The sequence below is a fragment of the Mesorhizobium sp. B2-1-3 genome, assembly GCF_006442495.1.
In the GTDB taxonomy this organism is placed as follows: Bacteria; Pseudomonadota; Alphaproteobacteria; order Rhizobiales; family Rhizobiaceae; genus Mesorhizobium.
On the sequence record NZ_VFWL01000013.1, the window covers coordinates 38,372 to 50,626 of the forward strand.

Sequence of the window (12,255 nt, forward strand, 5' to 3'; positions counted from 1 at the left end):
AGAAGATGGGGCAGCGGGTGCGCGCCAAACAGTTCAAACTTTATCCTGGTATCGGTACTGCTATAATAGGGTCATGGATGCTCCTTCTCATTCCGCTGAAGACAGCCGCCGGCGCGAGCTCGGCGCCTTCCTGCGCTCGCGCCGCGAGAGGCTTTCGCCACAGGCCGCCGGCATTGCCTGCGGCGCGCGGCGGCGCACGCCGGGCCTGCGGCGCGAGGAGGTGGCGATGATCGCCGGTGTCGGCACCACCTGGTACACCTGGCTGGAACAAGGCAGGGATGTCAGGCCCTCGGTGGAGGTGCTGGCGGCGCTCTGCGAGGCGCTGCGCCTCGACGCTGTCGAGAAGCGGCATTTGTTCATCCTCGCCGGCCGCCAACAGCCGGAGCGTCGTGGGGCAACGCCCGAAAAGGTCGACGGGCCGTTGCTGCACATGCTGCAAAGTCTTGTGCTGCAACCCGCTTATGTGGTTGGCCGGCGCTGGGACGTGCTCGCCTGGAACCCGGCAGCCGTCGCGGTGTTCGGCGATTATGGCTTGCTGGAAGGCGACGCCCGCAACATCGTCCACATGGTGTTTACAAGCCCGCAGCACCGTCGCCTGCTCGTCGACTGGGAAGAGCTTGCTCGCGTGGTGCTCGCTTCGTTTCGCGCCGAAAGCGCCAAATATGTCGGTGATCCCGATTTCGACCGGCTGATCGCGCTGATGATGCGCTCGAGCCCCGAGTTCCGCGATTGGTGGCCCCGACGTGACGTAGCGCGAAAGCTGACGGGTCTGAAGCACGTCCGCCATCCGACGGCCGGCGCCATGGCCTTCGAGCATATGAGCCTGTCGATTGACGATGGATCCGACATGCGGCTGGTCGTCTACACGCCGCTGGCCGAGCAGAACTCGATCGCCAAGCTGCAGAGCTTGCTTGATGCACTGCCGGCCGAGCGGCGCAGCGCCTGAGCCTTCAGGGCAGGGTCAGGCCTTCGGCTTCAACCCGTCGAGAAATAATTGCTCCAGGAACCTCGCTGCGTCCTCGAAGCGGCCGTCGCCGCCACGGTTCGGGCCGAGCACGGCGCGGACCTGGACGTCGAAATCGGCATAGTGCTGGGTCGTCGCCCAGATCGAGAAGATCAGGTGCCAAGGATCCGTCCTGGCGATCTTGCCGGCGCGCATCCAGCCATTGATGACGGTTGCCTTCTCGTCGACCAGCGTCTTCAGTTCGCCGGTCAGCAAGGGCATGATGCGTGGTGCGCCCTGCAGAATCTCGTTGGCGAACAGCCGGCTCTCGCGCGGAAAATCGCGCGCCATTTCAAGCTTGCGCCTGATGTAGCTCCTGAGCTCGGTCAGGGGATCGCCGATGTCGTCGAGTTCCCTGAGCGGCGCCAGCCACGTGTCGAGCAGGCGCTGCATCAGCGTCTCGTGAATGTCTTCCTTGCGGCGAAAGTAATAGAGCAGGTTGGGCTTCGACATCCCCGCGGCTTCGGCGATCTGGTCGATGGTCGAGCCGCGGAAGCCATTGGTGGAGAACACCTCGAGTGCGGCTTCGAGAATGAGTTCGCGCTTCTCCTGCTGGATGCGGGTGCGGCGAGGGGCTTCCGTGCTGGTGTTCACCGTTGCGCGCCCTCGTGTTGAAAGCGGTCTGGCCCAATTCTCTGGACCAGTTTTTCCCCGGCCTGTGGAACGCACTTCAGGAGCCGCATTTCCGCTAGTAATCCCTTGACCGCCGACAGGGCGGTGCTAACGTTTGTCCAATCGGTCAAAAATTTGCGTAGCACGAAAGCGCGGCAAAGACCAAGCGTTGGACGTACCGAAACAGGTTACAAGGGGAAGTCTTGGTCATGTCCAACCGGCTGAAAGTCACGCCGAACGATCTCAGTGCATTCTGGATGCCGTTCACGGCAAACCGGCAGTTCAAGCAGGCGCCGCGCATGTTCGTGTCCGCCAAGGACATGCACTACACGACCAGCGACGGCCGCAAGGTGCTGGACGGCACCGCCGGCCTCTGGTGCGTCAATGCCGGCCATTGCCGGCCCAAGATCACCGAGGCGATCCAGCAGCAGGCCGCCGAGCTCGACTACGCTCCGGCCTTCCAGATGGGCCACCCGATCGTGTTCGAACTGGCCAACCGCCTGGTCGACGTCGCGCCGAAGGGCATGGATCACGTGTTCTTCACCAATTCCGGTTCGGAATCGGTCGAGACCGCGTTGAAGATGGCGATCGCCTATCACCGCGTGAAGGGCGAGGGCTCGCGCACCCGCCTGATCGGACGCGAGCGCGGGTATCACGGCGTCAATTTCGGCGGCATTTCGGTCGGCGGCATCGTCACCAACCGCAAGATGTTCGGCACGCTGCTCGGCGGCGTCGACCATATGCCGCACACGCACCTGCCCGAGAAGAACGCCTTCTCCAAGGGCGTGCCGGAACATGGCGCGGAGCTGGCCAACGAGCTGGAGCGCATCGTTGCGCTCCATGACGCCTCGACCATCGCGGCCGTTATCGTCGAGCCGGTCGCCGGCTCCACCGGCGTCATCCTGCCGCCCAAGGGCTATTTGCAGAAGCTGCGCGAAATCTGCACCAAGCATGGCATCCTGTTGATCTTCGACGAGGTCATCACCGGTTTCGGCCGTCTTGGCGCGCCGTTCGCGGCCGATTATTTCGGCGTCACGCCTGATATCATGACCACCGCCAAGGGCGTCTCCAACGGCGTCATCCCGATGGGCGCGGTGTTCGTGAAGAAGGAAATCCACGACGCCTTCATGACCGGCCCCGAGCACATGATCGAGTTCTTCCACGGCTACACCTATTCCGGCAATCCGATCGCCTGCGCCGCGGCGCTCGGCACGCTCGACACCTACAAGGAAGAGGGCCTGCTCACACGCGGCGAGGAACTGGCGCCCTATTGGGAAGACGCGCTGCATTCGCTGAAGGGCGAGCCGCATGTCATCGATATCAGGAACATCGGCCTGATCGGTGCGATCGAGCTGGCGCCGATCGCCGGGCAGCCGACCAAGCGTGCCTTCTCGGCCTTCGTCAAGGCGTTCGAGCGCGGCGCGCTGATCCGCACTACCGGCGACATCATCGCGCTGTCGCCGCCGCTGATCATCACCAAGGGCCAGATCAACGAACTGATCGATCATGTGCGTGAGGTACTGAGGTCGATCGATTGAAGAACTGGGCGCGGATATCCCTCCCCCTCGAGGGGAGGGTGGCCGCGAAGCGGTCGGGTGGGGTCGGTGCGACGGGGTGCCGACCTGATCTGTTGCCGCGAGGCTGCCGTTGATGCCCCGCACTCGCGTGAGCTACGAAATGCGCCAAAAGGCGCGCGCGCTTCGAGTTCACGCAACCAGGGGTGAATCCTTGCTCTGGTATGAACTGCGCGAGCTGAAATCGGCCGGCATCAAGTTTCGTCGTCAGTGTCCGATCGGGCCTTATATCGTTGACTTTGCCTGCCTCGCCGTGAAGCTGATCGTTGAAGTTGATGGCGATCTGCACGAACACGAGAAGGGCAAGCGGCATGATGCCGTTCGTGATGCCTATCTGCGCTCGCTCGGCTTTGATGTCTTTCGCGTCGATGAGCCCGATGTGATAAACAACCCTTGGCATGTTGCGCAGGTGGTCAAAGGGAAGGTCGAGCGCATGTCCGGCGATCTCACCCGACCGCTTCGCGGCCACCCTCCCCTCAAGGGGGAGGGGAACGCCACGCAATTGGAGAGGTTTTGAATGGCCGCACCCGGCGAGAATCTGCGAATCAATTCAGACCGTTTGTGGGATTCCATCATGGAGATGGCGAAGATCGGCCCCGGCATTGCCGGTGGCAACAATCGCCAGACCGTGACCGACGAGGACGGCGAGGGCCGGCATCTGTTCAAGCGCTGGTGCGATGCCGCCGGGCTCGAAATGGGCATCGACGAGATGGGCACCATGTTTGCCAGGCGCGAAGGCGCCGACCCCAGCCTGCCGCCGGTCTATGTCGGCAGCCATCTCGACACGCAGCCGACCGGCGGCAAGTATGACGGCGTGCTCGGCGTGCTCGGCGGCTTGGAAGTCGTGCGCTCGCTCAATGATCTCGGCATCAAGACCAAACATCCGATCGTGGTCACGAACTGGACCAACGAGGAAGGCTCGCGCTTTGCCCCGGCGATGATGGCGTCCGGCGTATTCGCCGGTGTGCTCGACCAGGCCGACGTCTACGAGCATACGGACAAGAACGGCAAGAAATTCGGCGAGGAACTGGAGCGCATCGGCTGGAAGGGCACGGAGAAGGTCGGCGATCGCAAGATCCACGCCTTTTTCGAACTGCATATCGAGCAAGGGCCTATCCTCGAGGACGAAGGCATCGACATCGGCGTCGTCACCCATGGACAGGGGCTGAAATGGCTGCAGGTGACGCTGACCGGCAAGGAGGCGCATACCGGCTCGACGCCGATGCCCAAGCGCCGCAATGCCGGGCTCGGCATGGCGCGCGTGATCGAACTGGTGCACGAGATTGCCATGGACTACCAGCCGGACGCCGTCGGCGCGGTCGGCCACATGGAAGTCTATCCGAACTCGCGCAACATCATCGCCGGGCGCACGGTCTTCACCATCGACATCCGCTCGCCGGAGAAGGAAGTGCTCGACGCCATGGATGGGCGCATCCGCGAAGGCATCGACACGATATGCGAGGCGCTCGACATCCAGTACAAGATCGAGCAGGTCGGCCATTTCGATCCGGTCACCTTTGACAAGGGCTGCGTCAAGGCGATCCGTGATGCCGCCGACCGGCTCGGCTACACGCACCGCAACATCGTCTCGGGCGCGGGCCACGACGCCTGCTGGATCAACCGCGTCGCGCCGACCGCCATGGTGATGTGCCCCTGCGTCGACGGTCTCAGCCACAACGAGGCCGAGGAGATCTCCAAGGAATGGGCGGCGGCAGGAGCCGACGTGCTGTTCCATGCCGTGGTGGAGACAGCGGTCATCGTGGAGTAAGCTGGAAAGCTGGATTTCCAAACGCTGCTCGCAAGAAGCGCGAAGGAACAAGGGAACGAGAAAAATGACCAAAGTCATCAGAAACGGCACCATCGTTACCGCCGACCGCACATGGAAGGCCGACGTGCTGATGCAGCACGGCAAGATCGTCGCCATTGGCTCCGACCTACACGGCGACCATGAGTTCGACGCCACCGGCTGTTATGTCATGCCAGGTGGTATCGATCCGCATACTCATCTCGAAATGCCGTTCATGGGCACCTATTCGGCCGACGATTTCGAGTCCGGCACGCGCGCGGCACTAGCCGGCGGCACGACGATGGTGGTCGATTTCTGCCTGCCGTCGCCGCAGCAGTCGCTGCTCGAGGCCTTGCAGATGTGGGACAACAAGACCTCGAAGGCGTCCTGCGATTATTCCTTCCACATGGCGATCACCTGGTGGGGCAAGCAGGTGTTCGACGAGATGGCCACCGTCGTCGACAAGGGCATCACCTCGTTCAAGCATTTCATGGCCTACAAGGGCGCGCTGATGGTGGACGACGACGAGATGTATGCGTCGTTCCAGCGCTGCGCCGAGCTCGGCGCGCTGCCGCTGGTGCATGCCGAGAATGGCGACGTGGTTGCGGCGCTCTCGCAGAAGTTGCTTGCCGCCGGCAACAATGGCCCGGAGGGGCACGCCTATTCGCGCCCGCCGGAAGTGGAAGGCGAGGCGACCAACCGCGCCATCATGATTGCCGACATGGCCGGCGTGCCGCTCTACGTCGTGCATGTTTCCTGCGAGCAGGCGCACGAGGCCATCCGCCGGGCGCGTCAGAAAGGCATGCGGGTGTTCGGCGAGCCACTGATCCAGCACCTGACGCTGGACGAGAGTGAGTATTTCGACAAGGACTGGGACCATGCGGCGCGCCGCGTGATGAGCCCGCCCTTCCGCAACAAATTACACCAGGATTCGCTGTGGGCCGGCCTGCAGGCGGGATCGTTGCAGGTGGTGGCGACCGACCACTGCGCCTTCACCACGGACCAGAAGCGCTTCGGCGTCGGCAATTTCACCAAGATCCCGAACGGCACGGGCGGCCTCGAGGATCGCATGCCGGTGCTGTGGACCAGGGGCGTCAACACCGGGCGGCTGACGATGAACGAATTCGTCGCCGTAACCTCGACCAACATCGCCAAGATCCTCAACATGTACCCGAAAAAGGGCGCCATTGTCGAAGGCGCGGATGCCGACATCATCGTGTGGGACCCCAAGCGCAAGAAGACGATTTCTTCGAAGAAGCAGCAGTCGGTCATCGACTACAATGTCTTCGAAGGCGTCGAAGTGACCGGCTTGCCGCGCTTTGTCTTCTCGCGTGGCGAATTGTCGATCGAGGAGACCGAGGTGAAGGCCAAGCCTGGCCATGGCCAGTTCGTCGGCCGCGAGCCGAACGCGGCGGTCAACCGGGCACTGTCGACCTGGAAGGAGATCACCGCGCCGCGCAAGGTGGAGCGGACAGGCATTCCGGCGACTGGGGTTTGAGTTTGCGCAGCTCGAAAAGCGCCAAGAAACTGATGATCGCCGACAAGGACGGCACCGTCTGCGGGGAAGTTTCCCGGTGCCGATGATTGCCGAAGTTGGTGCTGCCCCTCATCCGCCTGCCGGCGCCTTCTCCCCGTATAGGGACGGGGAGAAGGGAACTGAACGCAATCTTGGCGCCCTTTCCGGCAACGCTGGAAATTGGCGAAATCCTTCGCGAAATCGTCCTTCTCCCCGTCCCGATACGTGGAGAAGTGCCCGGCAGGGCGATGAGGGGCAGCGCAAACCTCAAGCAATTGGCCGATGGGCGCCTAGCCCCGCAAGGCCGGCTTCAGGCGACCAATGCATCCAGTTCCGGCAGCAGGACGACGCTTTCCTGCTCTTTGGGATCGGTGCGGGCAATGACGGCCGAAGACGGGGCCCCACTCAGATTGGCGGGCAGATGCGGCACGCCGGCCGGAATGTAGAAGAGGTCGCCGGCTTTGGCGACGATGTGGTTCTCAAGCCGGTCGCCGTACCAGGTATGGACCCCGCCGGAGAGCACGTAGATCGCCGTTTCATGGTTCTCATGCAGATGCGCCTTAGCGCGGGCGCCGGGCGGCATGGTGAGCACATGCATGCAGATACCAGATGAGCCGACCGACTCGGTGGCGATACCGGCGAAATAGGTCAATCCCTGCTTGCCTTCATAAGAGCTTTCAGGGCGGATAAGATGGCAAGTGGGTTGAGGCGACATCGGGGAAACTCCGGGCGTCGAATGAGTGGAACAAGACCAATGGGACTGGGCGAGTGGAAAACAACATCGCGATAAAAGCAATCGGAATCGGGCCGGCACTAAAGGGGCAGGAACAGGCAGGCCGCGGCCGATGACGGGGATTTCGCCAGCCGTCGTCGCGGCAAGCAAGCTTGGCCTGACCTTCCAGACCAATGACGGGCCGGTACAGGCGCTGTCCAATGTCGACCTGACCATCGGCAAGGGTGAGTTCGTTTCCTTCATCGGGCCGTCGGGCTGCGGCAAGACGACCTTGCTGCGGGTCATCGCCGATCTTGAGAAGCCGACCTCGGGGACCATTTCGGTCAACGGCATGACAGCAGAACAGGCGCGCGAGAAACGCGCCTACGGCTATGTCTTCCAGGCCGCCGCCCTGTTTCCCTGGCGCACCATCGAGCGCAACGTCGCGCTGCCGCTGGAGATCATGGGTCTGTCCGGGGCGGAGCAGGGAGAGCGGATCAGGCGCACGCTCGATCTCGTCAACCTTTCCGGCTTCGAGAAGAAGTATCCTTGGCAGCTTTCCGGCGGCATGCAGCAGCGCGCCTCGATCGCTCGCGCGCTCGCCTTCGATGCCGACCTTCTGTTGATGGACGAGCCGTTCGGCGCGCTGGACGAGATCGTGCGCGACCATCTCAACGAGCAATTGCTGCAATTGTGGGCGCGCACCAACAAGACCATCTGCTTCGTCACGCACTCCATTCCCGAGGCGGTGTATTTATCGACGCGCATCGTCGTCATGTCGCCGCGCCCGGGCCGCGTCAGCGACGTCATCGAATCGACGCTGCCGAAGGAGCGGCCACTCGACATCCGCGAGACGCCGGAGTTCCTGGCGATCGCCGCACGGGTGCGAGACGGCTTAAGGGCAGGGCACAGCTATGATGATTGAGCGGGGGCAGGATGGACTCGCGGCAGCGCCCCGAAAGGCGCCTCCACCTCACGAAGGAGCGGCCACCTACGCCTTCGTCATTCTAGGGCGGAGTAGCCGCGAAGCGGCATACGTAGACCCTAGGATCCATGCCGTGACGCCTGCCGAAAGGCGCAAACAGTCGAGAATATTCGGCAGGCTAAGCGGCGCGGAGGGAGCCATATTCCGAATGGTCGCGGAGCGGAGAGGTAACGGCATGGATTCTAGGGTCTGCGCCGCGTCGCTTCGCTCCTTGCTTCGCCCTAGGATGACGAAGGCAAGGGCCCCCGACCTCCGCTTCGCTCCGGCCACCCTCTCCCCGGTGGGGAGAGGAGAAGGGCGGCGCTAGATGGACACCTTCCGCTCAAAGGTCATCCCGGTAACCTCCATCCTCGCCGGCGTGGTCGTACTCTGGTACGTCTTCGCCGTCATACTCAACACGCCGTTCCAGCGCGATCTCGACCAACGTGCCAACGAAACGCCCGGCACCGTCGAGTTCATCGGCAAGACGCTCTCGCAGCCGAAGCCGACGCTGCCGGCGCCGGACCAGGTGGCGGTGAACTTTTTCGAGAACACGTTCCTGCGCAACGTCACTTCGAACCGCAGCCTGGTCTACAATGCCTGGGTGACGCTGTCCTCGACGCTGCTGGGCTTTGCCTTCGGCACGGCGCTCGGCATCATCATCGCGGTGGGCATCGTACATGTGGCGACGCTCGACCGCAGCCTGATGCCATGGATCATCGCCTCGCAGACCATCCCGATCCTGGCGGTGGCGCCGATGATCATCGTGGTGCTGGCGGCGATCGGCATCACCGGCCTGATCCCGAAGGCGATGATTTCGACCTATCTGTCGTTCTTCCCGGTGACGGTTGGCATGGTGAAAGGCCTGCGCTCGCCCGAGATCATGCATCTCGACCTGATGCACACCTACAATGCCAGCCGTGCACAGACCTTCTGGAAGCTGCGCGTGCCGGCCTCGGTGCCGTTCCTGTTCACCTCGATGAAGGTGGCGGTGGCGGCCAGTCTGGTCGGCGCCATTGTCGGCGAACTGCCGACGGGCGCCGTCGCCGGCATCGGCGCCAAGCTGCTCGCTGGCGCCTATTACAGCCAGTCCATCGACATCTGGTCGGCGCTTGTCGCGGGCTCGATCGTGGCCGCGCTGCTGGTCATGGTGGTCGGCATTGCCGGGCGCCTCGTCGACCGCGCCATGGGCGGGAGGCCGGCATGAACCGGCTGAAGCCTTCCTGGCAGGCTGTGCTGGCCATCGTGCTGTGCCTGATGGCGGTCGCACTCGGCGCCATGTCGAAGCCGGAAGCGGCGGCGCTAGCGGACCCGACAACCAGCGCCAACTATCCCTATCTCGGAACGAAGGGCCTGATGTTTGGCCTTGCCATGCTGACGGCCCTGGTCTCGATGATCAGGATTTCGCGCTTTGTGGAAGCGGTCGTACTGTTCGTCGGCGCCCACCTCGTCGCCTTGCTGCTGATCTCAGGTATCGCTGGTTTCGAAGGCACGGCACTGGCGCCGTATTTCGTGCTGCTCACGGCCGCCTGGCTGCTTGGCTGGCGCTGCGTCGCGGTGCTATCGGGACTGCACCCCACCGCAAGCTGGATGCGCACGGCGCTGCGCCTGATCATCCCCGCCATCTTCGGCGCCTGGATCCTGATCATCTGGGAAGCGGTGACGCGTGGCGCCGGCATCCCGTTCATCCTGTTGCCGCCGCCGAGCGCCATCGGCGCGCGCATCGCCAGTTCGCTGCCGATCCTTGGCGCCGATGTCCGGCAGACCATCTTCAAGGCTGTTATCTTCGGCTATATCGTGGGCAGCGGCGCCGGCTTTGTCACGGCCATTCTCGCCGACCGGGTGCCGTTCCTGCGGCGCGGCCTGCTGCCCATCGGCAACATGGTCTCGGCGCTGCCGATCATCGGCGTGGCGCCGATCATGGTGATGTGGTTCGGCTTCGACTGGCAGTCCAAGGCGGCTGTCGTCATCATCATGACCTTCTTCCCGATGCTGGTGAACACCGTCGCCGGTCTGGCCGCGTCCGGCCATATGGAGCGCGACCTGATGCGCACCTATGCGTCGGGCTACTGGCCGACGCTTATCAAGCTCAGGCTGCCGGCCGCCGCTCCCTTCATCTTCAACGCGCTGAAGATCAACTCGACGCTGGCGCTGATCGGCGCCATCGTCGCCGAGTTCTTCGGCACGCCCGTCGTCGGCATGGGCTTCCGCATCTCGACCGAAGTCGGACGGATGAACATCGACATGGTCTGGGCCGAAATCGCAGTTGCAGCCCTTGCGGGTTCGGTCTTTTATGGTGTGGTCGCTCTTGTCGAAAGAGCCGTCACGTTTTGGCATCCCTCTGTCCGTGGTGGATAGGGGCGGTGGGTTTGGGCACTAACTCCAGAGGGAAAAAATGAAAAGACTGATTGTTCCTGTACTGGCCGGCGCGATGTCGCTGGCCGCGTTCCAGGCAATGGCCGCCGACAAGGTGACGTTGCAGCTGAAATGGGTCACGCAGGCCCAGTTTGCCGGCTATTACGTCGCCAAGGCGAAGGGCTTCTACGAGGCCGAGGGTCTCGACGTCGACATCAAGCCGGGCGGTCCCGACATTGCGCCCGAGCAGGTGATCGCCGGCGGCGGCGCCGATGTCATCGTCGACTGGATGGGCGGCGCGCTGGCAGCCCGCGAAAAGGGCGTGCCGCTGGTCAACATCGCCCAGCCGTTCAAGAAGGCCGGCATGGAACTGGTCTGTCCGAAAGACGGCCCGATCAAGACCGAAGCCGACTTCAAGGGCCACACGCTCGGCGTCTGGTTCTTCGGCAACGAATATCCGTTCTACGCCTGGATGAACAAGCTTGGCCTCAAGACCGATGGCGGCCCGGACGGCGTCACCGTTCTCAAGCAGAGCTTTGACGTGCAGCCGCTGATTCAGAAGCAGGCGGATTGCATCTCGGTCATGACCTACAATGAATATTGGCAGCTGATCGACGCCGGCTACAAGCCGGAGCAACTCACCGTGTTCAACTACTCGGCGATGGGCAACGACCTGCTCGAGGACGGGCTTTATGCCTCGGAGGACAAGCTCAAGGATCCGGCCTTCGAGGACAAGATGGTGCGTTTCGTGCGCGCCTCGATGAAGGGTTGGAAATACGCCGTCGACAACAATGACGAAGCGGCGGAGATCGTCATGGATGGTGGCGGCCAGGACGAGAATCACCAGAAGCGTATGATGAGCGAAGTCGCCAAGCTCATCGACAATGCCGACGGCAAGCTCGACCCGGCGACCTATGAGCGTACCGCCAAGGCGTTGCTCGACCAGAAGATCATCACCAAGGAGCCGAAGGGCGCCTATACCACCGCGATCACCGACAAGGCGATCAAGTAGGCCTCAAAGCGGCCTCGTGACGGGGCTTGATGGACGATGTTGGAGGGGCGGGCGACCGCCCCTTTTTCATGCGGCCAAATCACAAAAGCGTGTGCCTGGATACATTGGGGCGGCCGAGCGTTGCGTCGGAGGCATGCGCGTGCGGGGAGCCACGGCGGATGCTACAGCCAATCGGAGGTTCTTCATGCGCACACAGACCGTCTTGCCGACGCTTTCGGCGCTGGCCATTTCGACCGCTTTCCTGTTCGCGTCGCCGGCCCTGGCCGACATGATGAAGTTCAAGGCGACGCTCGATGGCAGCCAGCAGAGCCCACCCGTTACCACCAAGGGCAAGGGAACCGCCACATTCACCTTTGACACCGCCAAGAAGAAACTCAGTTGGAACGTCAAATACTCCGGCCTCAGCGGGCCGGCGACGGCCGCACATATTCATGGCCCGGCCGCGAAGGGGGAAAATGCGGACCCCGTAATCCCGTTCAAAAAACTCAAGAGCCCGATCAAGGGATCGGCGACATTGACCGATACGCAGGTGACCGATCTGGAAGCCGGCAAATATTACGTCAACATACACACCGCGGCCAACAAGGACGGCGAGATCCGCGGTCAGATCGAAAAGGCGGCGGCGTCGATGTAACGCGACGTCGCTCGGGGCGCGCGCCCGTATTTGCTTGCGAAAGCTTTGCGGGACAGCGCCGCCCTTTCTCCTGCCGGAAACCGACTT

The 12,255-nt window shown here is 63.0% G+C and carries 12 protein-coding genes; 10 read left to right on the forward strand and 2 right to left on the reverse strand.

From position 1 onward, the window contains the following. Positions 1 to 73: 73 nt before the first annotated feature. Entirely contained in the window at positions 74 to 946 is an 873-nt protein-coding gene (locus FJ973_RS20710) for a helix-turn-helix transcriptional regulator (protein ID WP_140495117.1), read from the forward strand. 15 nt (positions 947 to 961) lie between these two features. Here FJ973_RS20710 and FJ973_RS20715 read toward each other — a convergent pair whose 3' ends face one another. After that, positions 962 to 1,597 (reverse strand): TetR family transcriptional regulator C-terminal domain-containing protein, encoded by a 636-nt coding sequence (locus FJ973_RS20715; RefSeq protein WP_140557473.1) that lies wholly within the window; start codon positions 1,595 to 1,597, stop codon positions 962 to 964. A 227-nt stretch (positions 1,598 to 1,824) separates the two neighbouring features. On the opposite strand from FJ973_RS20715, the gene FJ973_RS20720 reads away from it, so the two are divergent. The 4 genes from FJ973_RS20720 (at position 1,825) to hydA (ending at position 6,473) form a co-directional block, all read left to right on the forward strand. Next, positions 1,825 to 3,153, forward strand: coding sequence for an aspartate aminotransferase family protein (locus FJ973_RS20720; protein WP_140495122.1), 1,329 nt, complete (start codon positions 1,825 to 1,827; stop codon positions 3,151 to 3,153). Positions 3,154 to 3,292: 139 nt separating this feature from the next. After that, complete coding sequence (locus FJ973_RS20725; protein ID WP_281407023.1) at positions 3,293 to 3,706, forward strand: endonuclease domain-containing protein; 414 nt, start codon at positions 3,293 to 3,295, stop codon at positions 3,704 to 3,706. Continuing rightward, positions 3,707 to 4,957, forward strand: coding sequence for a Zn-dependent hydrolase (locus FJ973_RS20730; protein WP_140495126.1), 1,251 nt, complete (start codon positions 3,707 to 3,709; stop codon positions 4,955 to 4,957). Positions 4,958 to 5,021: 64 nt separating this feature from the next. Continuing rightward, positions 5,022 to 6,473: a dihydropyrimidinase gene (hydA, locus tag FJ973_RS20735; protein WP_140557476.1), complete on the forward strand. Its 1,452-nt coding sequence runs from the start codon at positions 5,022 to 5,024 to the stop codon at positions 6,471 to 6,473. A 328-nt stretch (positions 6,474 to 6,801) separates the two neighbouring features. Here the strand turns inward: hydA and FJ973_RS20745 are convergent, their stop codons facing one another. Then, positions 6,802 to 7,206 carry a cupin domain-containing protein gene (locus FJ973_RS20745; RefSeq protein ID WP_140557478.1) on the reverse strand — a complete coding sequence of 135 codons (405 nt, stop codon included), beginning with the start codon at positions 7,204 to 7,206 and terminating at the stop codon, positions 6,802 to 6,804. A gap of 130 nt (positions 7,207 to 7,336) precedes the next feature. Here FJ973_RS20745 and FJ973_RS20750 point away from each other — a divergent pair, with 130 nt between their 5' ends. The 5 genes from FJ973_RS20750 to FJ973_RS20775 all read left to right on the forward strand — a co-directional run bounded on the left by FJ973_RS20750 (position 7,337) and on the right by FJ973_RS20775 (position 12,168). After that, the gene (locus FJ973_RS20750; RefSeq protein WP_140516662.1) at positions 7,337 to 8,128 is read left to right on the forward strand and encodes an ABC transporter ATP-binding protein; all 792 of its coding nucleotides are present in this window, start codon (positions 7,337 to 7,339) and stop codon (positions 8,126 to 8,128) included. Between the two features lie 367 nt (positions 8,129 to 8,495). Continuing rightward, positions 8,496 to 9,374 (forward strand): ABC transporter permease, encoded by an 879-nt coding sequence (locus FJ973_RS20760; protein WP_140557479.1) that lies wholly within the window; start codon positions 8,496 to 8,498, stop codon positions 9,372 to 9,374. Then, positions 9,371 to 10,525, forward strand: a complete 1,155-nt coding sequence (locus tag FJ973_RS20765; RefSeq protein ID WP_140557481.1) for an ABC transporter permease — start codon at positions 9,371 to 9,373, stop codon at positions 10,523 to 10,525. The genes FJ973_RS20760 and FJ973_RS20765 overlap by 4 nt, the downstream gene beginning before the upstream one ends. A 37-nt stretch (positions 10,526 to 10,562) precedes the next feature. Continuing rightward, the gene (locus FJ973_RS20770) at positions 10,563 to 11,534 is read left to right on the forward strand and encodes an ABC transporter substrate-binding protein (protein WP_140495139.1); all 972 of its coding nucleotides are present in this window, start codon (positions 10,563 to 10,565) and stop codon (positions 11,532 to 11,534) included. A gap of 184 nt (positions 11,535 to 11,718) precedes the next feature. Further along, the gene (locus tag FJ973_RS20775; protein ID WP_140557483.1) at positions 11,719 to 12,168 is read left to right on the forward strand and encodes a CHRD domain-containing protein; all 450 of its coding nucleotides are present in this window, start codon (positions 11,719 to 11,721) and stop codon (positions 12,166 to 12,168) included. Positions 12,169 to 12,255: the final 87 nt, after the last annotated feature.